Source organism: Alteromonas sp. ABH4_453 (genome assembly GCF_056160665.1).
In genome coordinates, this window is record NZ_JBSWXP010000003.1 from 132,159 (window position 1) to 155,236 (window position 23,078).

At 44.2% G+C, this 23,078-nt stretch carries 21 protein-coding genes and 1 tRNA gene; 12 read left to right on the forward strand and 10 right to left on the reverse strand.

Translation table 11 applies throughout. From position 1 onward, the window contains the following. Positions 1-21: 21 nt before the first annotated feature. Complete coding sequence (locus tag ACXAGV_RS06985; protein ID WP_474872621.1) at positions 22-969, reverse strand: AAA family ATPase; 948 nt, start codon at positions 967-969, stop codon at positions 22-24. 233 nt (positions 970-1,202) lie between these two features. Here ACXAGV_RS06985 and ACXAGV_RS06990 point away from each other — a divergent pair, with 233 nt between their 5' ends. The 7 genes from ACXAGV_RS06990 to ACXAGV_RS07020 all read left to right on the forward strand — a co-directional run bounded on the left by ACXAGV_RS06990 (position 1,203) and on the right by ACXAGV_RS07020 (position 10,051). Continuing rightward, positions 1,203-1,988: a SeqA protein gene (locus ACXAGV_RS06990; protein ID WP_474872622.1), complete on the forward strand. Its 786-nt coding sequence runs from the start codon at positions 1,203-1,205 to the stop codon at positions 1,986-1,988. A gap of 46 nt (positions 1,989-2,034) precedes the next feature. Further along, positions 2,035-3,687 (forward strand): phosphoglucomutase (alpha-D-glucose-1,6-bisphosphate-dependent), encoded by a 1,653-nt coding sequence (gene pgm / locus ACXAGV_RS06995; protein ID WP_474872623.1) that lies wholly within the window; start codon positions 2,035-2,037, stop codon positions 3,685-3,687. Positions 3,688-3,905: 218 nt separating this feature from the next. Then, a complete protein-coding gene (locus ACXAGV_RS07000; RefSeq protein ID WP_014949036.1) occupies positions 3,906-6,383 on the forward strand; it encodes a glycogen/starch/alpha-glucan phosphorylase in 2,478 nt (825 codons plus the stop codon). 297 nt (positions 6,384-6,680) lie between these two features. Beyond that, entirely contained in the window at positions 6,681-7,985 is a 1,305-nt protein-coding gene (locus tag ACXAGV_RS07005) for a putative bifunctional diguanylate cyclase/phosphodiesterase (RefSeq protein ID WP_474872624.1), read from the forward strand. Between the two features lie 248 nt (positions 7,986-8,233). Further along, a complete protein-coding gene (astE, locus tag ACXAGV_RS07010; RefSeq protein WP_474872625.1) occupies positions 8,234-9,265 on the forward strand; it encodes a succinylglutamate desuccinylase in 1,032 nt (343 codons plus the stop codon). Further along, positions 9,258-9,668, forward strand: a complete 411-nt coding sequence (locus ACXAGV_RS07015) for an HIT domain-containing protein (protein ID WP_474872626.1) — start codon at positions 9,258-9,260, stop codon at positions 9,666-9,668. The genes astE and ACXAGV_RS07015 overlap by 8 nt, the downstream gene beginning before the upstream one ends. A gap of 56 nt (positions 9,669-9,724) precedes the next feature. Beyond that, a complete protein-coding gene (locus ACXAGV_RS07020) occupies positions 9,725-10,051 on the forward strand; it encodes a heavy metal-binding domain-containing protein (protein ID WP_014949040.1) in 327 nt (108 codons plus the stop codon). A 156-nt stretch (positions 10,052-10,207) separates the two neighbouring features. Here ACXAGV_RS07020 and ACXAGV_RS07025 read toward each other — a convergent pair whose 3' ends face one another. From ACXAGV_RS07025 to ACXAGV_RS07055, 7 genes are all read right to left on the reverse strand, one after another. Next, on the reverse strand, positions 10,208-11,467 hold the full coding sequence (locus tag ACXAGV_RS07025) for a dicarboxylate/amino acid:cation symporter (protein WP_474872627.1): 1,260 nt from the start codon (positions 11,465-11,467) through the stop codon (positions 10,208-10,210). A 190-nt stretch (positions 11,468-11,657) separates the two neighbouring features. Then, the gene (locus ACXAGV_RS07030) at positions 11,658-11,867 is read right to left on the reverse strand and encodes a DUF2897 family protein (RefSeq protein ID WP_474872628.1); all 210 of its coding nucleotides are present in this window, start codon (positions 11,865-11,867) and stop codon (positions 11,658-11,660) included. Between the two features lie 14 nt (positions 11,868-11,881). Beyond that, on the reverse strand, positions 11,882-12,568 hold the full coding sequence (locus ACXAGV_RS07035; RefSeq protein WP_474872629.1) for a M15 family metallopeptidase: 687 nt from the start codon (positions 12,566-12,568) through the stop codon (positions 11,882-11,884). Positions 12,569-12,577: 9 nt separating this feature from the next. Continuing rightward, positions 12,578-13,714: a succinyl-diaminopimelate desuccinylase gene (gene dapE / locus ACXAGV_RS07040; RefSeq protein ID WP_474872630.1), complete on the reverse strand. Its 1,137-nt coding sequence runs from the start codon at positions 13,712-13,714 to the stop codon at positions 12,578-12,580. Further along, a complete protein-coding gene (locus ACXAGV_RS07045; protein WP_474872631.1) occupies positions 13,708-14,055 on the reverse strand; it encodes an ArsC family reductase in 348 nt (115 codons plus the stop codon). The genes dapE and ACXAGV_RS07045 overlap by 7 nt, the downstream gene beginning before the upstream one ends. Positions 14,056-14,312: 257 nt before the next feature. After that, on the reverse strand, positions 14,313-14,813 hold the full coding sequence (locus ACXAGV_RS07050; protein WP_474872632.1) for a PTS sugar transporter subunit IIA: 501 nt from the start codon (positions 14,811-14,813) through the stop codon (positions 14,313-14,315). 4 nt (positions 14,814-14,817) lie between these two features. Continuing rightward, a complete protein-coding gene (locus ACXAGV_RS07055) occupies positions 14,818-15,207 on the reverse strand; it encodes an ACT domain-containing protein (RefSeq protein ID WP_474872633.1) in 390 nt (129 codons plus the stop codon). A 481-nt stretch (positions 15,208-15,688) separates the two neighbouring features. Here ACXAGV_RS07055 and ACXAGV_RS07060 point away from each other — a divergent pair, with 481 nt between their 5' ends. Next, positions 15,689-16,054: a VOC family protein gene (locus ACXAGV_RS07060; RefSeq protein WP_474872634.1), complete on the forward strand. Its 366-nt coding sequence runs from the start codon at positions 15,689-15,691 to the stop codon at positions 16,052-16,054. 72 nt (positions 16,055-16,126) lie between these two features. On the opposite strand, the gene hppD is transcribed toward ACXAGV_RS07060, so the two are convergent. Next, complete coding sequence (gene hppD / locus ACXAGV_RS07065; RefSeq protein WP_474872635.1) at positions 16,127-17,200, reverse strand: 4-hydroxyphenylpyruvate dioxygenase; 1,074 nt, start codon at positions 17,198-17,200, stop codon at positions 16,127-16,129. 291 nt (positions 17,201-17,491) lie between these two features. Then, complete coding sequence (hmgA, locus tag ACXAGV_RS07070; protein ID WP_474872636.1) at positions 17,492-18,787, reverse strand: homogentisate 1,2-dioxygenase; 1,296 nt, start codon at positions 18,785-18,787, stop codon at positions 17,492-17,494. A 394-nt stretch (positions 18,788-19,181) separates the two neighbouring features. Between hmgA and ACXAGV_RS07075 the strand changes: the two genes are divergently transcribed. The 4 genes from ACXAGV_RS07075 (at position 19,182) to ACXAGV_RS07090 (ending at position 23,073) form a co-directional block, all read left to right on the forward strand. Continuing rightward, positions 19,182-19,610, forward strand: a complete 429-nt coding sequence (locus ACXAGV_RS07075; RefSeq protein WP_474872637.1) for a MarR family winged helix-turn-helix transcriptional regulator — start codon at positions 19,182-19,184, stop codon at positions 19,608-19,610. Positions 19,611-19,818: 208 nt separating this feature from the next. After that, the gene (locus ACXAGV_RS07080; RefSeq protein WP_474872638.1) at positions 19,819-20,895 is read left to right on the forward strand and encodes a patatin-like phospholipase family protein; all 1,077 of its coding nucleotides are present in this window, start codon (positions 19,819-19,821) and stop codon (positions 20,893-20,895) included. Between the two features lie 160 nt (positions 20,896-21,055). Next, a tRNA-Val gene (locus tag ACXAGV_RS07085) sits at positions 21,056-21,132 on the forward strand. Between the two features lie 213 nt (positions 21,133-21,345). Continuing rightward, positions 21,346-23,073, forward strand: a complete 1,728-nt coding sequence (locus tag ACXAGV_RS07090; RefSeq protein ID WP_474872639.1) for a sensor domain-containing protein — start codon at positions 21,346-21,348, stop codon at positions 23,071-23,073. Positions 23,074-23,078 lie beyond the last annotated feature (5 nt).

Below are 23,078 nucleotides of genomic sequence, written 5' to 3' on the forward strand. Positions count from 1 at the left end.
TACTCCAGCGACCCTTCATAACTAAGCTGCTAATGGATCGATACTATTAAGTAATTTTTGGCTGAGTGTCACCCCATCACCTGTTTGGTTATGTTGCCCCCGAGCACCTTGGTGGGAAGATAAACTTAATCGGTGTGCGGTAATTGCTACAAATACTGCCTGCACATCTTCAGGCGTCACGTATTCTCTACCACATACATACGCCCATGCTTTGGCACCTTGAAGTAACGCTCTGCTGGCTCTCGGTGAAAGCGCGTTAGGATAGTCACCGCTCTCGCGGCTTTCTCTTACTAGTCGCAAAATATAATGCAGAATGGCATCGCTCGTATGAATAGCAGACACATCACTTTGCATTTGGTGTAAGTTTGCTTCATTTAGAATTTGGCTGAGAGGCGCTGAAGCGTCTTGCTGCATAAGCATAGCCTTTTCGGCTTCCCATGCAGGGTAGCCCAGTGATATGCGCATAAAGAAACGGTCTAGCTGCGACTCCGGTAGAGGGTAAGTGCCAGACTGATAGCTAGGGTTTTGCGTTGCGATAACAAAAAACGGCGTAGGCAGCGCATGAGTGACACCATCGATACTTACCTGACGTTCCTCCATGGCCTCTAGCAGCGCGCTCTGTGTTTTAGGACTTGCTCTATTTAATTCGTCAGCTAATACGACTTGGCTAAAAATCGGGCCGTGCCTAAACGTAAAGCGCTTTTTTTCGTCGCGCTCGTGAGTATGGAAAATATTAACGCCAAGCATGTCGGAGGGAAGCAAGTCTGACGTGAACTGAATGCGCGAATACTGAAGGCCAAAAACTTGTGAAAGCGCATGGGAAAGGGTGGTTTTACCCATGCCTGGTAAATCTTCAATCAATAAGTGACCGTTGGCCAGCAAACAGGTAATGGCAAGTTTCAGCTGGTGCTCTTTACCAATGATTTTTTTGCTTAGGGCTTGCTGAACTCGATGAATATCTTGGCGCATAGTTTTGTCACTTTTATTTAAAAATACTCTGTCACACTAATGACGATAGTTTTAATCATAGTAGCAACGATAGCGTATCGCTTTCTATTCTTATGCCTCTTAAAATTTATACCTTGGTATGTAACAGGTTAGTTCATTACTTAATATTCACGAATCCTTAAAACATCTGTTATTAAGTGCTGCGTAGTTTAACTGTGTTGTCTATAATGGTGCCTCTTAAAAAGGAAGTAGTTATGAAAAGCATTGAAATAGATGACGATTTATATGCCTTCATCGCCAGCCAGACTAAGCATATTGGCGAGAGTGCATCACAAATTTTAAGACGTTTACTTTTACCTGAAGACGGTGCTGTGTCTCAAGGTATTGAGCCTATTGCCAGCTCATCAACGCCTGCAAAAACAAGTGAACTAAAAAGTGCAGACGTTACCGAAGTTGCAAGCAAGCCTGTGACTTCGGTAAATACTGAAGCGGCATCAAAGACAGCGGCAAAGGCGCCCGTATCACGTACGGCAACTAAAACGACTAGCGCCTCTGTTAAAACCGCAACGAAGAAAACGCCGGCCAGAGCGCCTGCTAAAAGTGCAGCGAGTGCAACCAGTAACGCGAAAACAACGAAAAAAGCATCGGTAGACACGGACACACAACTAGCTAGTGAAGTCCACACCAAACGAGACATTCTGGATGCCGTGTCAAAAGATGCATTAAGCACCTTTACTAAACGGGTTGATCAATTCTTGTTTGTTTTAAGTGCAGCGCACAAGCTTAATGCAGAAAACTTTGCCAGTGTTGAAAGCATAAAAGGTAAGAACCGTACGTACTTTGCGACAAGCAAAGCAGCATTGCTTGAGAACGGCAGCAGTACCAACCCGAAAGCTATTCCAGACAGCCCGTTCTGGGTGGTAACAAACAACAACACTGCCAAGAAAACGAACATGCTGGAACAAGTTTTGCGTAACCTAGGTTATCAACCTGATGTAATTGAAACCGTCGTCGCGCGTTTCTCTTCAGAAGGTAAATAGCTAGCCAAGTAACAGTATAACGAAACTTCTAAATAAGGATTTTTTCATGGCATTACATCCGCAGGCTGGAGAGCATGCAGCAAAAGAGCAACTCATTAACGTACCCCAGTTAGTGAGCCAGTATTACAGCTACAAACCGGATATGAATGACCCGGGCCAAGCGGTTTCTTTTGGTACTTCTGGTCACCGAGGTACTGCGTCGAACGCCACCTTTACTGACACTCACATCAGTGCAATTTGCCAAGCTTTGGTAGAATACCGCAAGCAGGAAGGTATTGACGGCCCCTTATATGTTGGAAAAGATACCCACGCGTTATCTGAACCGGCCATGATCACTGCCATAGAAGTTTTATGTGCCAACGGCGTCGATGTTGTAGTGCAGCGCGCAGACAACGAAAGCATGGGCTATACGCCGACACCTGTTATTTCACGTACTATTATTCGCTACAATCGTGCAGGTAACACCGACAAGGCAGATGGTATCGTCATTACGCCTTCTCATAACCCTCCTTCAGACGGTGGATTTAAGTACAACCCGCCGCACGGTGGGCCTGCCGATAGTGATGTAACCAAACAAATTCAAGAACGCGCCAATGAATTAATTGCAGATGGCAATAAAAATGTTAAGCGCATTGATATTCGTCAAGCTACCGCGCGCAAATTGGTTCGTGAAGAAGACTTCATGGAACCTTACATTGAAGACCTTGCAAGCGTTATCGACATGGAAGCGATTGCAAAAGCTAACTTGAAGTTGGGTACTGATCCATTAGGTGGTGCAGGTATAGGCTATTGGTCGCGAATTGCAGATAAATATGGCTTGGACATTACCGTTGTTAACGACGGGGTTGACCCACAGTTTGGTTTTATGCGCCGCGACAAAGACGGTAAGCTTCGCATGGATTGTTCGTCTGCCTATGCGATGGCAGGGCTTATCGAGTTGAAAGATAACTTTGACTTAGCTTGGGGCAACGATCCTGACTTCGATCGTCACGGTATTGTATGCAAAAGTGCGGGCCTAATGAACCCAAACCATTATTTGGCCGTGGCTATTAACTATCTTTATACTCACCGTCCAGAATGGCCTAGCGATTTAAATATCGGTAAAACACTGGTGTCTAGCAGTATGATTGATCGCGTAGCCAACAGCTTAGGTAAACCTTTAGCTGAAATGCCGGTAGGCTTTAAATGGTTTGTTGATGGTTTATCAAACAGTACCATTGGTTTTGCGGGTGAAGAAAGTGCTGGTGGGATTTTCCTTGAACGCAATGGAAGCACGTGGGCGACAGACAAAGACGGCTTTATTCTTTGTTTGCTGGCAGCTGAAATCCTAGCCATCACAGGCAAAGATCCTGGCGAGCACTACAAAGCGCTAACGGAAAAATTTGCAGCGCCGGTTTACAGCCGTGTTGACGTAGCAGCAACCCTTGAACAAAAGCAAAAGCTTTCGGCGATGGATGCATCTGTAGTCACTAGCGATACGTTGGCGGGCGAGCCTATCACTGCCGTTCAAACCCATGCACCAGGTAATAACGCGGCAATAGGGGGCGTTAAAGTATCGACAGAAAATGGCTGGTTTGCAGCGCGTCCTTCTGGCACCGAACAAATTTATAAAATCTATGCGGAAAGCTTTAACGGTGAAAGCCACTTACAGGATCTAATTGCTGAAGCCGAAGCCTTAGTCGGAAAAATAATTAAATAAGTACAAAAATAAATCACTTTAAATTTCTTTTTGTAAGTTTATTGTTAAAAATCGCATGAATGCATACGAATTCATGCGAATTTTTGTTATTTTAACAAAATTATCACAACATAATCGTTTAAGCGCTGCTATATTGCTGTCATATTCTGAAGTTATTCTGTAATTAAATTACGTTTTCGGTGTGTAAACACCGCTTCTACTTAAGAGTGAGACGCAAAATGAACGCAAAAGCGACCAAGACGCAACCCTCTCCAGTGATTGATAAGGCTGCATTCAAAGCAGCGGTTATTAAACACTTACACTGCACGCTAGGCACCGACGAAAACAAAGCAAACAATCACGCTTGGTGGAAAGCAACGTGCGCTGCAATTCAAGAACAAGTACTTGAAGGGTTGCGCAAAACCCAGAAAAGTCATTACCTGAACGACACGCGCGCCGTTCATTATTTCTCTGCTGAATTCCTAATGGGCCGTTTGCTTTCAAACAACCTGCAAAACTTTGGCCTATTCGATGTAGCTAGTGGCGCGTTGAAAGAGCTAGGTGTTGAAATTTCAGACATTCTTGAAGAAGAGCCTGATATGGCGCTAGGTAATGGTGGCCTTGGCCGACTAGCGGCTTGCTTCATCGACTCACTGGCGACAATGGAATTACCTGCAATAGGTTATGGTATTCATTACGAGCACGGTTTATTCCGCCAAGAGATTAAAAGCGGTGCACAAATCGAGCGACCAGACAGCTGGCGTGACTACGGCAATCCATGGGAAATTTGCCGTCCAGAATCTATTCAAGAAGTATCGCTTTACGGCTATGTAGAGACTAAATACGGCGACAACGGACGAGTGCTGAAAGAATGGCACCCTGGCTCAATTGTAAAAGGTGTGCCGTGGGACATTCCGGTTGTAGGCTACGAAGGTAAAACCGTAAACGTATTGCGGTTGTGGCAGTCAGAAGCGTCTGACTACTTCAATTGGGACGTATTCAATGCTGGCGGTTATGTTGATGCACAGCGTGAAAATGTATCAGCTGAAACCATTTCAAAAGTACTTTATCCAAACGATGAGACCGAAGCGGGTAAAGAGCTTCGCCTTATTCAGCAGTACTTCTTCTGCTCGTGCTCGCTTAAAGACATTATCCGTCGTTACAAGCGTGCTCATGGTGACGATTGGAGCCGTTTCGCCGATCAGGTTGTTATTCAGCTAAACGACACACACCCAGCTATTTCGATACCAGAGCTAATGCGCATTCTTGTTGACCGCGCAGAGCTTGGCTGGGATGAAGCGTGGGGGATTTGTACAAAAGTATTTGCCTATACCAACCACACCTTGCTACCAGAGGCGCTTGAAAAGTGGCCTGCGCGCATGATAGAGAAGATCCTCCCTCGTCATTTAGAAATCATTTATGAAATTAACCACCGCTTTATGGCAGAGGTTGATAAGAAGTGGCCTGGCGACAATGCCATGAAAGCTAAGCTTTCAATCATTGAAGAAGGTAACGAGAAGATGGTTCGTATGGGCCACCTGTCGGTAATCGGTTCATTTGCCGTTAACGGTGTGGCAGAAATGCACTCTCGCCTTGTTAAGTCGTCTCTGTTCCCAGAGTTCGATGAACTATATCCAGGTAAGCTAACTAACGTAACCAACGGTATTACACCACGCCGCTGGTTGAAAGCGTGTAACCCAGCGCTGTCTAAGCTAATCGATAAAAAGATTGGTGAAGACTGGCCGCGCGACTTAGACAAACTGCAAGGGTTAGCTAAATTTGCGAGCAATAAAACGTTCCAGAAACAGTTCATGAAAGTGAAGCTTGAGAACAAAGAGTTGCTAGCAGAGGAAATTCGCAAGTCACTTGATATAGAAGTAGACGTTAACGCCATTTTCGATGTGCAGATTAAGCGTTTGCACGAGTACAAGCGTCAACACTTAGCGCTTCTGAATATTATGGCGTTATACCGTCGTATTCTAGAAAACCCTGATTACGATATGCACCCGCGTGTATTTGTGTTTGGTGCAAAAGCGGCACCGGGCTACAAGCTTGCGAAAGATATTATCTTCGCTATTAACAAGGTAGCGGATAAAATCAACAACGATCCGCGCGTAAATAACAAGATTAAAGTAGCATTCTTACCAAACTACCGTGTGTCACTCGCTGAAAAAATGATTCCAGCGGCAGACGTATCTGAGCAAATCAGTACGGCAGGTAAAGAGGCATCAGGAACCGGTAATATGAAGCTTGCGCTGAACGGTGCGGTAACTATTGGTACACTTGATGGTGCAAACGTTGAAATTGCTGAAGAAGTGGGCGATGACAACATCTTTATCTTCGGACTTACAGTAGAAGAAGTGAATGAGCTTAAAGCGAATGGCTATAACCCACATGACTACTACTATAAAGATCCAGAAATTAAAGCTGTGCTGGATTGGTTAGAAACGGATTACTTTACGCCAGGTAAACCAGGTGCATTAGTGTCAATTAAGCAAAGCTTACTTGATAACGGTGACCCGTACATGGTGCTTGCAGATTTCCGTGCTTATTCTGATGCACAAATTGCAGTTGATGCTGCATACCGCGACAAAGAGCGTTGGGCAGAAATGGCCATCATTAATACAGCGAAGATGGGTAAATTTACCTCAGATCGTTCAATTCGTGACTACGTAGAACGCGTTTGGAAACTTTCACCGTGTAAGATTGAAAGCTAATCGCAGAACCGTAAAGAAATAGCCCGGCAGTGGTACACTCGCCGGGTTTTTTATTACCCTCTAAATACTTCTTCATTGTGTCGTATTGGGTTCAAAATACGGCATAGTTTGTTCTTAACGTCACCAGAAATAAGTACTACAGCCATGCTTTTTGTCCAATATTAAGCTAATGTTGTACAAAAGTATAAGACGGTATACAAAATAATACGTTACTGTCGTTGCGCCTTTCGTAGCGCCATGGTTTTATATAACTAGTTGTTTTTAGTACCTAGAAGCGTAAAGCTCAAGGAAAACATCATGAGCCAACACACATCACTGGCAACCATTCCCAATCGCTATGCGTTTATCGATAGCATTTCGAAGCAAGCGTATCGCAGTGCTTCTATTTCATTGATGCTGGTCGATGTAGTGCGTTTTTCTGATGTGACAACCAGTCTGGGCATTCATGTAGGCGATCGCTTTTTACTTGAAATAGCCAACCGCATCCAACTCCTATTTGGAACTGCGGTATCGATTGGCCGTATCAGTGGTGATGTTTTTGGCATCGTTTTTCCTAACGAAAGTAATGAAGTCGTGATGCGACGGATGTTCGAACGTTTAGTAGAGCATTTCAAAACGCCTATGCATTACGATGGTACCGCTTTTATTGCAGACTTTAACGTAGGTGTGGTGTGCAGTATTAAAAATGACTTTGATATCACTTCTTTTGTTTCGCGCGCGGAAACGGCCTTAAAACAAGCGAAAGAAAATAAGTACGAAAATTACTTTGCCCTGACTAAGTCAGACAAAACTGATACGGGCAGAAGTTTAGCACTAAAAGCTGATTTAAAGCGTGCTTTAGCCCACAACGAGCTTGAACTCTATTACCAGCCCAAAGTCGACCTTAATACGCTCGAGATCGTTGGCGCTGAATGTTTATTGCGCTGGAATCATCCACTTGATGGCGTATTGTTTCCTGGCCCGTTAATTGAAGCGGCAGAGTCCTATAACATGATGAATGAACTAGGATACTGGACGTTGGAGCAAGCGTTTAGCGCGCTAGCTGAACTGGATGGGCTAAGAATGCCCATAGTATTATCAGTAAATATTTCACCTACCCAGTTATATGATAACCAGCTAGTACCTACACTTACTAAGCTAAGTAACGCCTACGCGCTGCCGCTTTCACTTTTAGAACTTGAGCTTACTGAAGATGTTGCGCTGTCTAATTCATTGATGGTGAAAAAGCAGTTAGATGAGCTACGTAGTTTAGGCGTTTCAATATCTGTAGATGACTTCGGTAAGGGGTATTCAAACCTAGCCTATATTCGCGACCTAGACCTTGACGCGCTTAAAATAGATAAGTCGTTTGTGATGGAGTTAGAAGCGCATCCAGTTAACAGAGCGATCATTGAGGCGGCTAAGGTTATTGGCCACGCAAAAGGTTGCTGTGTGGTCGCAGAAGGTATTGAAACCGTCGAACAGCTTCATATATTGCGAGAGGTGGGCGTTAGTCAAGGACAGGGCTACCTGTTTTCTCGCGCTATTCCTTTCCCCGATTTTGTTAGGCTTACTCAACAAGAGATCATTATTGGCAACTCGCCAAGGAGGGCTCAAGCTTAGCGACTTTAACCCCATGTTAGCGTTGTTATTCTCATCACGTTCGCCGTCGTTTTATCAGTTCTTTTGCGCTATCAAGTGAAATAGTAACTGTTCCCTTACTTTCATCATCTATTGACCTTAGGTATTGAGCCTGTTGTTTAATACTTACAGGCGAGCATAATTAAACACGCAGATTAGGTGATTTTGACCGCCTCTGTCGGTACACTTGGGCTATTCTAAATTAGATAAAGTTAACAAAACTTACACCTATGCAAGAACTAATCGAAAACGGCCAATTTTTAACAATTTCTCGCCGTAACCCTGCATCGTTTGAACGCACCCATCAATTTACGTTAGCCAATGGCACGCATGTAGATATTAGTGCACCTGGCATTATTAGTTTCACAGTACAGCCAACCTCTAAACCTAATAAACGTATCGTTTTGTCCTGTGGTGTTCACGGTAATGAAACTGCGCCTATCGAAATCTGTGATGAATTGGTTAAGGGGATCCTTACAGGGAACATAAGGCTTGCACATGATGTTTTATTCTTATTTGGCAACCTGCCAGCGATGGATATTGCAGAGCGTTTCGTTGAAGAGAACATGAACCGCTTGTTTAGTGGTGCACACTCAAAAGGCGAAGGTTTAGTGAACGCAGAGCGCGTTCGTGCTAAACAGCTCGAAGATGCCGTGGCATCTTTCTTCGAAGCCGGCGAAGGCACCCGATATCACTACGACTTACATACAGCGATTCGCGCCTCTAAAAATGAAAAGTTCGCGGTATACCCGTATCTTCATGACAGAATACACAGCAAAGGGCAGCTGGCATTTCTTGCCGCTTGTGGTGTGAAAACCATACTGCTGTCGGAAAGCTCGACAACCACCTTTAGCTATTTTTCGTCATATCAATACAGCGCCCACGCTTTTACGGTTGAACTTGGCAAAGTGCGTCCATTTGGGCAAAACGATATGCGTCGATTTGAGGATGCCAAACAAGCGATAAATCAGCTGATTACTGAAACCGACTTCGCGCCAACCGTTGATATGGATGACCTTGATATTTATCGCGTGAACCAAGTTATAAACCGAAACGAAGAACAGTTTACGCTTCATTTCGATGACGATACGCCCAACTTCACTGACTACCCTAAAGGCACGGTATTGGCTTCTGAACCGGGTAAAGAGTACATAGCAGAGCAGGACGGCGAAGCCATTGTTTTTCCAAATGCAAAAGTGGCCATTGGGCAACGCGCCTTGTTAACGGTTGTGCCTACTACGTTGGATAAGCTAGATGTTTAAACTTGATAGCCGTTTACACAATGATACATTTTTTGTCTGTGATCTTTCGCTGTGTCGTGTACTGTTAATGAACGATAGTCAGTTTCCGTGGCTTATTTTAGTGCCGATGAAAAATGATATAGCGGAAATTATCGACTTGTCAGAAGAAGACCAGATTACTTTACTCAAAGAGTCTGCATTGGCATCAAAAGCCATGCAGGCCTTGTTTTCACCACTTAAACTTAATGTGGCAGCACTAGGCAATGTGGTAAGGCAGCTTCATGTTCATCACGTCGCACGTTTTGAAAATGATTATGCGTGGCCAAAACCCGTGTGGGGCAATCAGCCAGCAGTGGCATATAACACAAACGATGCTCAGGCACTTGTTAAGTCCGTTAAGCAGTGGTTTGAAGGCAACAGCTAGAGGGCGCACGCCCTTAATAGCGACAAATAAACAGTTCAAATTAAAAGGAGTTACGCATGATTGTTTCAACTACCCCAACGCTTGAAGGGCATAAAATTGAAGCTTATTACGGTATTGTTGTGGGCGAGGCCGTAATGGGCGCAAACGTATTTAAAGATCTTTTCGCTTCTATTCGCGACATCGTGGGTGGTCGTTCAGGTTCGTATGAAGAAGAGTTGACCACCGCGCGGAAGCTCGCCTTTACTGAGCTAGAGCACGAAGCCAGAAGTATGGGGGCAAATGCTGTAGTTGGCATCGACTTAGACTATCAAGTCATTGGCGATAAAGGCAGTATGCTTATGGTGAGCATTAGCGGTACTGCGGTGAAAACAACCCCTTTATAAGATTATGAAGGGCGTATGCTTTGGTGAATTAACGTTTATCAATTAAGTGCCGATCAAAATAGCGATAAGTAAAAAGCGACACAATCCAATCAAAAAAAGGGCAGCCTAAGCGTTTCAAAAAGCTTTGCTGCCCTTTTCTATCTGTAAGACTAGGCTTTATTTGGCCGTATTTTCTATTGCCTGCTCTTCAACAGCATCAGCATCAATGGCAATTGTATCTACGATCACTGCGCATGCAGCATCACCCGTAATATTTAGCGCAGTGCGGATCATGTCGAAAATCCTGTCCAAGGCAAATAGAAGGGGTAAACCTTCAATGGGAATGCCGGCAGCAAGCAACACCGCAACGACCAAGAATGATGGCCCAGGAACGCCCGCTTGACCAACCGCGCCAAGGGTAGACGTTAGGATGATGGCAACATATGCACCCATTGATAAATCTATATTGAAAAGCTGCGCAAAAAACACCGCTACCAAGCCATAATAAATGGCATTTCCGCTCATGTTTATGGTGGCGCCTAACGGCAGTACAAAAGATGCCGTTGCGTTTCTTACACCTAGCTCATTCTCTACTGTATCCATAGTAACCGGCAGTGTCGCCATGGACGACGCGGTTGAAAGAGCAACCGCCTGAGGCTTTTTCATGGCGACGAGAAATGACTTAGCCGACGTTTTTGTAAATAGCTGTACCAAAAGCGGGTAAACCACAAAACCAAATACTAAAATTGCCGCAGTAAATACCAAGAAGAGTTTGAATACCACCATGAGCGCTGCAAAACCAAATGTTCCTACTGCCTCTGCCATTAAACCAAATACGCCAATAGGCGCGATTTTCATCACACAGTTGATCATCCAAACCATGGCATCAACGATAGTGTTCACGCCATTTAAAATAGGCTCGCGGCTCTTTTTAGGTTGTTTAGAAAGGGCGAGGCCAAAGAACAAGCAAAACACCAGAATTTGAAGAATGTTCGCGTTGGTTAACGAGGCAAATACGTTAGTGGGGATCATACCCGTAACGGTAGCCCAAAACGAAGGTAGCTCACCTTTAGAAGCGTAATCACCAGAGAACATACCTTCTACCGCTGAAACGTCGATACCCATTCCTGGCTTAAACACTTCACCCATAATGAGCGCCAGTGTTACGGCAAGTGCTGACGTTAACGCAAAATAAGCAAGGGTAGATAGCCCCACTTTTCCTGCATTAGTGCTGTTGCCAAGCCCCGCAGCGCCAGAGATAAGCGCCACTGCCACCAGTGGAATAACCAGCATTTTTATTAGGTTGATAAAAATGGCACCTAGTGGAGCGAACATCGCTGAGCTTTCACCCATAAAGGCGCCAACAGCGGTGCCAATAATCATGGCAATGACAACTTGTACGCCGATATTGCCCAGTAAGGATTGTTTTTTAGACACGTCTAGAACCTCTTAGAGTGTGTTTAAATGTGAAAAGTGATTTGTGAATGAATAATTGAGAGCCCTAATACTGAAGTGCCTGCGTCGGCATAAACAATGGGTAAAAGCTTCTCATTATAAAAGCCTCTAATTATAAAAGCTTTACTTAGGCTTCGATTAAAATGCCGCGACAGACTCTATCAGAATAGGGTTATTTCAGTGGGGGGTTGCTGTTTTTATCTTGGTCCTTAACGGATGTATTCGCGCTTTCATTGTCCTTGTTTGAATCGTCGTCACTATCATCATAAGGTTTAGAAGGTGTCGGAAATTTAAATCTAGCACTGTATTTAAGCAGCGTGATATTCCCAATCACAACGCCCAATACTAAAACAATAATGATGATGACCCAGGTAGTACTCATAAAAATTCCGTTGGCTACAGCCCTTTGTTCAATACATAGCGATTATACAAGCTAGGTAGCTGTGGCAAAATACATGTTTTGCCTTCTATATCGCTTTGTTCGATGGCTTTTGTAAAGCCATCTAAGTGCCTGGCATTTTCGAAAACACACGCTGTGTTTCGAAAGCTTAAATGCCATGGCTCTACTGCGACGCCACCCGTATTAACCGAAAAAGGACGATAAAAGCCAAACTGTTCCATATTGTTAGCCAGCCAACAGGACAGAGCGTGGCACGGTCCGCCAGAAAGGTATTCGCTTTCGACAAGATTAAACTTGCCCCCCCAGTTATGCACAGCAGCTCTGTCGTACACGTCGATGTCAGTGCCCCAATGGTGGCGACTGCCGCCGGGAAGTGCTGACCATGTCAAAATAGCGTGAAGCTTTTCGTTGTCACTTAGCGTCTCGAAAGGCAACTCATCACCGTTGGTATCAAGAAGCTGCGCTTGCCCCGTCCACTTGCGGTTAAAAATAGCAGTTTGCCTGTCGAAATCACGAAAGCTACTGACCAACTGTATGTCTATACCGTCTTTTTGCGCAGCATCTTGCATGGCAAGGAACGGCGATATCACGTCGCGATGCAGTCTATGGCCGTTGCCAGCATCAACTAGATAGTCGTTGTGCTGGCCTAACCACGCTTTTTCTGGCACTTGATTCATAACCATCAATAGCGGCTATTTAGCCAGCAAGCGTTCTAAGATACCGAAATACATATCAGCAAGCTGTTCAAGGTCAGACATTTTCACGCACTCGTCAATTTTGTGAATAGTGGCGTTAACCGGGCCTAGCTCTATAACTTGTGCGCCTGTTGGCGCGATAAAGCGACCATCAGATGTACCGCCAGCAGTAGAGAGTACTGTAGGTGTACCTTTAACTGCAGCAATCGCACCTTGGGTTGCTTCTAATAGCGCGCCTGTATCGGTCAAAAATGGTTGTCCATTAAAGGTCCAGTTTATTTCGTACTCAAAATCGTGGGCGTCTAAAATAGCGGTGACACGTTCAATAAGAAGTTGGTCGGTCACTTCTGTTGAAAAGCGGAAGTTGAAGCAAACGTGCAGTTCGCCCGGGATCACATTGCCCGCACCCGTACCCGCGTGAATGTTTGATATCTGGAAGCTGGTGGGTGGGAAAAAGTCGTTGCCGTTATCCCAATGAGATTTAGCTAGCTCGTCAAGGGCCGCCATTGCACTGTGAACAGGGTTTTTAGCTAAATGAGGGTAGGCGACATGGCCTTGGATACCTTTTACGATTAAATCACCCGTTAATGAACCTCTACGGCCATTCTTAACTATATCGCCTACTTCATCGGTTGAAGAGGGTTCGCCAACAATACACCAATCAATTTTTTCATTGCGGGCCTCAAGGGTATCAATAACGCGAGTGGTACCGTTTATAAACGGGCCTTCTTCGTCGCTTGTGATAAGGTAGGCAATACTTCCCTTGTGATCAGGGTATTTGTTCACAAACTCGCGGGTTGCTACTAGCATAGCGGCAAGGCTGCCCTTCATGTCAGCTGCGCCGCGCCCATGCAAATAGCCGTCAACTTCTGTCGCGGTAAATGGTGGTGTTTTCCATGCTGACTCTGGGCCACTAGGTACTACATCAGTGTGGCCTGCGAAACAAAATACCGGGCCTTCTTTACCTCGGCGAGACCAAAGGTTCGTCGTGTCCTCAAATACCATGGTTTCATTATTAAACCCTAATTCACCTAAAAACTCGCCCATGGCTTCTTGGCAACCCGCATCTTCTGGCGTTACAGAGCGACGGTTAATTAACTGCTTGGCAATTTCAATAACAGAGTCGTTTAACAAAATATTTCCTCATACTGCGGTGCTTTAAAACCAATATGAAACGCGTCGTTGTGAAGCAGAATAGGGCGTTTAACCATGGCTGGGTGAAGCTCTAGCAAGGCAAGGGCTTTGTCTTTATCTAGATTCGCTTTCTCTTGCTCTTCTAGCTGGCGAAAGGTTGTGCCGCGTTTGTTAAGCATTGCTTCCCAGCCAAGTTCAGACTCGGCGCGGACAAGGAAGTCGTTATCTATCCCGTCTTTGCGGTAATCGTGAAATGTGAAAGCGATATCGTTGTCTGCTAACCATTTTTTTGCTTTTTTAATGGTGTCACAGTTTGGGATCCCATAAAGGATTGTGCTCATGGTGATTTATTCCGTACTACTTTGTTGTTTGTAAACGAAAGACGCTGGTTAGAACAGTGCCATTATGTGGCGCTGTTTCGAAAAGCTAGAGAAAATAGAAAACTGCAATAGCCCGAAAACAGTGCGCCTGTACATTTTTGTTTTTCAATGTGCTACATCATACAAGCTGTTGATACGTTGATAAACTCACTTGCGATGATTTTTAATAGCAAATCGTTTAGGGCTGAAAGCCTGTCTTATGGTTAGGTCAACAGGCCCTAGAGGTAAAGTGTTAATAATGAATCTTCGCCCGCTTCGACAAACTTTTGATGCGTAGGCAACACGCCGATAAGCGCGTGTGCATTAAGCAACGTCATTGAACAAGTATTGCTAACACCGCGCTGCTTTAGCCATGCAGCATTTACGGTAAAGAGTACTTGTTTAGGCTTAATATCATCGCCTCGTTTTAGCGAACAGACGAATTGTGCGCCATGCAGATGACTAGTATCGCCACCATATTTAACTTTGCATTTAAGGCCCGCGCTAGACTGTATGTCGACAGCGTAATCTAGCGGGGAAACGCTTAATACTTTTCCAGCGAAAGGCGATACGACAGTATTTGACGTTGATCTTATTGCTGCACCAGGCCCCATAAGGCCACTTTTATAATAGGGATCGTCAATGTGTGAGAGTGAAACCACTTGCCCTGAAAACGGACTCAAAGTTACAAACTGCTTGGTAAAATTGTCTGGAGCGTATTGTAGTTGCTTGGCGTTCACGGTATCAGACGTCCTCACTTACCGAGTAGCCAGCTTTCTTAAGCGCACTAATAGCATCGTTAAGTTTGTTGTCTTTTACTAAAAAGAAGTCAGTGTCAAAGGTTGATACCACGAATATTGCTACTTTAGCTGATGCCAATACTTGGCCAATTTGAGCCATGATCCCTACCATGGACAAGTGCAAAGGCCCTAACAGTTCAAGAGCACGCCAACCATCATCACTATCTAGTGACGGTACGTCTACCGAATCAGGCACAACAATAGATAGTTCATCTTCTGTTTTACCTAAGAAAAAAAGAGGGCTATTAAGTACAGATGCGGGGATATTGGTTTCAGGATCCAAGCTGTGAATTGTAAATAAAGATTCTCTGACTAAAAGTGTTTGTTTGGGCATGAGAAACCGAAAAAAAGATAACTTCGAAGATATTCACATTAAACCACTAACTGTGATTAAGTGCTACGTGTTATCCACTTAATCTGTGGATAAGTTTGTTGAGTAGTTTGGGGCTTTGTTGTAACTTACTGTATTTAAACAGATAAATAAACTGTACAAACAATGTTCAGTGGATAACATTCTCTATTTTACAAGCATTTTCCACAGGCTATGTCTACAACTAAAATAAAAAATGTTTAGTGATTTTGCAATTTCTTAGCTTGACAATAGATGCCTTTTGCAGAAATTCATTATCAACGAATCACTTAATTGCGCAAGATCGTGCGTATGAAAATTTGGAGTTTTTGAGTCACAAGTAAATTACTAGTTAACAAAGCTTTATTAAGGTGGCAGAGTCGGTAATGCAACGGTTATTAAACGCCTTGACCTTTGTTGACGAAGATCAATAGCCCTTTAATACGACAAAAAATAAGGAAAGACTATGTCAGATTCTTCATGGTGCGATATTACGGTAGAAAATGCAGACGAACTTGTCAGCTTTTATGAAGTTGTGATGAAGTGGAAGAAAGAACCCATTGATATGGGCGGCTACAATGATTATGTCATGATGAAACCCGACGGCACACCAGTAGGCGGTATTTGTCATAAGAAGGGCGTTAATGCGCAGTACCCAGGCGGGTGGATTAACTATTTCACGGTGGAAAACCTCGAGTCAGCTTTAAAAGCGGCTATTGAAAAGGGTGGAAGGCAGGTGGGTGACATACGCCACCATGGCAAAGACAGCTTCTGTGTGATTATTGATCCCAGTGGTGCTGCGTGCGCGCTCTACGAAAAAGGCCTGAGTTAAGCAAAATCTTTTAGTAATAAAAAAGCAGCAAGTAATGATACTTGCTGCCTTCGAATTTTATTAGCTATCTGACTACTTGTTAAGCACGCCGCGGTTAACTTGGTCTCGTTCTATAGATTCAAACAGGGCTTTAAAGTTACCTTCTCCAAAACCTTCATCCTGCTTGCGCTGAATAAACTCAAAGAATACCGGGCCGAAAACGGTTTCAGAAAATATCTGAAGCAATAGACGAGGCTCGCCATTTTCTGTAGTGCCGTCTAATAGAATGCCACGTTTTTGTAACTCATCTACGTTTTCGCCGTGCCCAGGAAGACGCTCTTCAAGCATGTCGTAGTAGGTGTTTGGTGGAGGCGTCATAAACTTCATGCCTTTCGCTTTAAGCTTATCTAAACACGCTACTAAGTCGTCACAAGCGAAGGCGATATGCTGAATACCTTCACCGTTGTACTTCATTAAGAACTCTTCGATTTGGCCACCACCGCCAACCGCTTCTTCATTTAGCGGAATACGTATTTTACCGTCTGGCGCCGTCATGGCTTTCGATAGTAGGCCGGTATATTCACCTTTAATATCGAAGTAGCGGATTTCTCTGAAGTTGAATAGCTTTTCGTAGAATCCGGCCCAGAAATTCATACGTCCACGATATACGTTATGGGTAAGGTGATCGAGGGTATGGAAACCACAGCCTTCAGGATGGCGATCAACGCCTTCAATCCAGTTGAAGTCGATGTCGTAAATGGTGTTCTCGCCTTCATAACGGTCTATAAGGTAAAGCATTGCACCGCCAATACCTTTAATGGCAGGGAGCTTTAGCTCCATTGGACCGGTGTGGGTGTCCATAGGCTGTGCACCGCGGGCAAGCACTTCCTTGTAAGCATGCTGTGAATCTTTAACGCGAAACGCCATGCCGCATGCTGATGGACCGTGTTCTTCGGCGTAGTAGGCTGCGTGACAATTCTTTTCGTAGTTGCTCAATAGGTTGATGTCGCCCTGACGCCATAACTCAACGTCTTTTGATTTGTGGCGAGCAACAAGAGTAAAGCCCATAGCTTCAAAAATGGGTTCTAACATGCCTTTTTTCGGCGCAGTGAACTCTAAAAATTCAAACCCGTCTAAACCAATAGGGTTTTCAAATAAATCAGCCATAGCGGTACATCCTCAACGTAAATCACATTTTATAATTGTTACTTGATTGTAAGGGCGCAGTGAAAAAGCAAGCAATAGGTGTCGAGTTCAAGGATTTTGGGTATGGAAAGCAAAGCCGTAACGTTTTGTTTTCACCTGGAATGAGAAAGTGAGTTAGGGAAAATTAATATCCCCTAACCTATTGAAAGTAAACGCTATTAAGTAAATATGATGCCTGTCAGTAGTGTTCAAAAATCAGTACAAGTGCTCGTTTGTGTTTCAGTGCGTGTAGTACTACTAATCGCAGAGCGCTTATTTTTCACCATCATAGTACTTTTTAAGACCTTTCCAGCATGCCAGATAGTCTCGTTGACGAATATCGCTGTTTAAAGCGAACTCAGTTGGCGCAATGGCATAGCGAGACTCAAACATAAACGCCAGCGTATTTTCATAACGCTGCGGCGAAAGCTCAGCGTTTGATGCTTTTTCAAATACTTCAGCTTCTGGGCCATGGGGAGTCATACAGTTGTGAAGGCTCATTCCGCCCGGCACAAACCCGTGCTCTTTGGCGTCGTACATTCCCTCAATTAGCCCCATAAACTCGCTCATAATATTTCTGTGGTAATACGGCGGGCGAAAGGTATTTTCAGCAACCATCCACCTTGGAGGGAAGATAACGAAGTCAACATTCGCCGTACCTTCCAGCTCAGATGGCGAGGTGAGCACGGTAAATATCGATGGATCTGGGTGGTCAAAACTTACGGTGTTCATAACGTTGAAACGGGACAAATCATATTTATAAGGGGCAGAGTTACCTACCCAAGCCACCACATCAAAGGGAGAGTGATCGAGTTTTGCTTCGAACAAATTCCCACAGAACTTGTTTACTAAAGTGTGAGGTGTGTCGTTATCTTCAAACCAAGCCGTGGGGTAGCAGAAGTCACGTTGGTTCGCATAGCCGTTAGCGCCCACCGGGCCGCGCTCTGGCAGCACAAAAGGATGACCGTAGTTTTCGCATATATAACCGCGAATTGGCCCGTTAGTAGGATTAACCGCAAAACGAACACCACGAGGAATAACAGCTATTTCACCTACAGAAAGGTTGAGCCTGCCAAACTCGGTGGTGATCAGCATGTCACCCAACTGAGGAACAATCAGCATTTCTCCGTCTGATGAGTAAAAACTACGATTTTGCATATTGGCATTAGCACTGTAGCAGTGAATGCCCATACCTAATTGGGCTTTAGCGTCACCGTTAGTGGCAATGGTGACTAACGAGTCTACAAAATCAACGTCGTTTTCTGGTAAGGGTACAGGGTCCCATCTAAGTACATTCGGGGGGCAATGAACATCAGACTCAGGCGCTGTTCTTACGAGGCCATTATCAATTTTTTCAAAGTCGCCCATAGCAATAGAAGGACGTAAACGATAGGTCCAGCTGCGGCGGTTTTCTGCTCGTGGGGCAGTAAATGCAGTACTGCTAAACTGTTCAGCGTAAAGCTTATAATTTACTTTTTGTGGGCTGAACTGGCCTTTAGGAAGGGCACCAGGCAACGCTTCTGTCTCGTGCTCGTTATTGAACCCCGTTAAATACAACAAATTATCCATAAACCCTCCCATGGGCGACCATCGATGTGCTGTACACATGAATGCTAAATAAAGTAGTTACAAATGAAACTATTAGGTTTAGGCTAGAGATAAATGAAATGTAAATCAATGACCGCGGACGAGTAGAGGAGATAGAGCCAAACACATTTGGTACGCTAGCTTTACACCTTTTATGTGAGGGTCACTACAAGGTTAGACGTATTGCGTGTTTTTAATGCACGATATTAGCTGTGAAAGTTACGAGGGCTACGTTGAACCGGCTTGAACGTTCGCACAAGTGGTAGCGACATTGAGGGTATAAGTAACGCCTAAGGTAAATAAAAACAACCATGGCTTTTAAGGCGGTCACAGAAGTAAAAATAGCAAGAGTAATACAGTGATAAGGGCTTAAAACATGCAGCTAGAAAAGATGCTTGCCTACAAGGTAGCCATGCTTGCGAGCGATTTGAGTGAATCGCTTTCAAAGGAATATGCAGAATATAAACTTACTAAACCAGAGTGGCGAATTTTAGCCACTTTAGGCGGCCGAAACGAAAACTCGCCAGCATCAGTACTAACTGCCAAAGACATCGCTATTGCAACACGACTGGATAAAGTGCAGGTTTCACGAGCGTTAGAGCGATTGGTTAAGCGAGATGCTATTGTTAAGCGCGTGAGCAACCAAGACAAAAGGGCTACGTTAATTTCATTGTCAGTGGAAGGCGAGCGAATCTATAGGGCGCTGTTGCCTAAAATTGTGGGTTGGCAAAATAAGCGTTTGGAAAATATCACTGAAGATGAGTATCGAATATTTGTAAAAGTGATAGATGCACTAACGCCTTAAGATTCGGGTGAAGTCGTTGAAAAGTCTGGTCTGAACAGATGTGAGGTAATTGCGATAAAGGTTACTTTCGCGTCTTTAACTGTTAAATTCCTTCGAACTAATCAAATGGGGAAGTTATTGAATTTATTGCTCATGGCTTGTTATCCCCTAAATATTAAACAAGCGCTTTTATACTGAGTTTCGGTTTGGCGCACAGCGAGGACATTAAGTGGCCCCCCTAGACATTTACGCGGGCAAAAAAGCACGTGAATCTATAATGAAAAACGGGTTTACGCCCGAGTTATTCAGTTATTTTCTGGGCGCATCTGGCGGCCCAAAATGGTTTTCGCTAGCAGGCCTTGACCGCGTACTATTTCCTGAGTGGTTCGCCAACGTTGAGCATCAAATACATGTAATTGGTTCATCAGCGGGCGCGTTTCGTACCATTTGCGCTGTTCAAAATGATCCCCTAGCAGCCATAAATCGTCTAGCCTCTTCTTATTCAACAACGACCTATAGCAGTGATAAGCCTACGCCTAGAGAAATTACTGAGAAAGCCGAAGACTTGCTCAAAGAAATGGTAAACGAAGCAGGCAAGCAAGAGGTGCTGTCTAATTCCCGATTCAAAGCCCACCTTATAGTTGCTAAGTGTTTGGGTGCTACCCGCTTTGAGAGTAAATTCAGACAGCTTTCGGGCTTAGCTATGAGCGCAGCGGCTAATACTGTAAATCGCAAAAATTTGTCGCGCCTATACACACGTTATGTCTTTTCTACTCCGAATACTGATTTTGCAATCCTCGACCCCTACCAGCTTCCTACCAAGTACCATGAGCTGACGCAAGGTAATATACACGCAGCATTACTTGCATCGGGTTCTATTCCCATTGTGATTGAAGGCGTACCGGAAATTGAAGGTGCGCCAGTAGGTATGTATCGCGATGGCGGTATTATCGACTACCACTTTGACCTGTCGTTTGGACCAGATGACGGTTTAGTGCTGTATCCGCACTTTTACAATAAACCTATCCCAGGATGGTTCGATAAAGGCTTAAAGGGTAGGGTGCCTCACAGTTCAAGCTACGATAATGTGGTGATGTTAGTCCCTTCATCTTCTTTTGTAGCAAATCTACCTTATAGCAAAATTCCAGACAGGAAAGATTTTGAAGTGCTAGATGCTGACACGCGCATTAAATACTGGCAAACGGTATTACAAGAAACCGACAGGCTCGGTGAATACTTTATGCGTGCTGTAAATGACGGAACCTTAGTGGACGCTATTAAGCCACTACCCTTTAATATGATATGAAAAGGGATGGTTAATCGTTAGGTAAACGGCTAATTGCTGTCAAATTAGTCACTTGAACCTTCTTTTAATAAGTTTTTCTTGCAGGTGGCGTCTATGCTAAGTATTATACGCGCCGTTGTCCGGCATTCGCCCACCTCACAGGTGCAACACAGTTCTATATGCGTCTATAGCTCAGTTGGTTAGAGCGCTACCTTGACATGGTAGAGGTCCCCTGTTCGAATCAGGGTAGACGCACCATCTATTTTTCATCAAAAAGATTTCAACCTTTGTCGAATCCTATTTGTGCTATTGGCACGGTATGGTGTATTGGCAATTACAGTATTCATTTATTCGTCTGTGTTCAATATTACGTCTTATAAGATCATCTAATTACTGCTTTTAGACTACACTGAAGTAGTGCTGATAATTTTTTCAAACGCTGAGTACTTAAAAAGTAGTTAAGGGAGTACGATGAGCTTGCAGAGATATGAAGAGCCCTTGTTGTTTGGACAACATGGTGCTGCCGAGAGGCGGTTCCTTGAGCTTATTAGTGCCTTACCAAAAGTGTCTGTACAAGGGTACGACAAACAACGAAGGGTGATTTACTGGAATAAATCAAGCGAAGATATTTACGGCTACAGCGAGGAAGAAGCGCTGGGTAAGAAGCTTGAAGACCTTATTATTCCGAACTTTATGCGAAATGATGTTATCAAGCTTCATCAGCGATGGGTCGAATTCGATGAGCCTATTCCCTCCGATGAATTGGTGTTAAAGAAGAAGGGGGGGCAGCCCATTCACGTTTTTTCTTCTCACGTAATGTTAAAGCAAGGGACTGATTCGCCAGAGATGTATTGTGTCGATATTGACTTAACTGAACAGCACGAGATACGTCAAGAGTTGGAGCTAATGGCGTCAACTGACTTACTCACTAACTTGCCCAACAGGCGCGCGCTAGAGCTGTGTTTAACCTCTGTTATTGAAGATGAAAAGTCGTCTAACACAGGTTTTGCGTTGTTCTTTATCGACCTAGATATGTTTAAAGAGGTTAACGATACCTTAGGGCATTCTTGGGGTGATGAATTGCTAAAGTCAGTGGCCAAACGCTTGTCAGGCTGCATTGACAACGCTAATGGCGTACTAGCTCGGTTTGGCGGAGACGAGTTCGTTTACTTGGCTATCGACGTAACCTGCGAAATTAAGTGTGAGGAAATCGCGAAAACCCTGTCCGCGTGTTTTAAAGAGAGCTTCGCGCTAAGTACTGAAAACGTCCATATTACCTCTAGCATTGGCATCAGCCTGTACCCCCGTGATGGCGATGTTATCGACGACCTCCTTAAGCATGCCGATGCAGCTATGTACCAGGCGAAGGCTGAGGGCCGCAACAGATATCACTTTTTCACCAACGCTTTAAGTCAGCGGCTTCGCGAGCAGAGAAACATAGCCGTTAATTTAAGAAAATCGCTGCGCAATGATGAATTCGAACTTTTATTTCAACCCCAAGTCGATGTTAAAACCGGTGGGTTTACTTCATGTGAAGCACTGCTTAGATGGTGTCCTGTAGATAAAACCAAAGCTGTACCTCCTGATGTTTTTATACCTATCGCCGAGCGCAGTGAATTAATTGGAGATATAGGAAACTGGGTGCTTAGAAAAGCGTGTGAACAGGCGCACGCATGGAAGCAAAAAGGCATTAAAATTCGTATTGATATTAACGTTTCAGGCAAAGAGCTAGAAAAAAGCTCGTATTTTAAATGCCTTACTGCTTGTCGCGACGAATACAATTTGCAGCCTAAAGATATCGGTTTAGAGCTTACTGAAAACGTACTAATTAAATCAGACAGTAACATTTTAGAAGATCTTCGAGCACAGCGGGATTTAGGCGTAGAAATCTCAATTGACGATTTCGGGACTGGCTATTCTTCACTAAGTTATTTGAAGCATTTTCCGGTTACACATCTTAAAATTGACCGCTCTTTTCTAGAGGGCGCTCCGGAAAATGAGTACGACAGTGCATTAATGGCAGCCATTGTTAATGTAGGCCATAAGCTAAACTTGAAGATTGTTGTGGAAGGAGTGGAAACAGAAAGCCAATCTGACTATTGTAAATCCCTAAATGTAGAATTTGTACAAGGCTATCTGTATTCAAGGCCAATAAGCGCTGACGCCATAGAGAGCTTATATAAGGAGCAAAGTCGTTAGGTTTA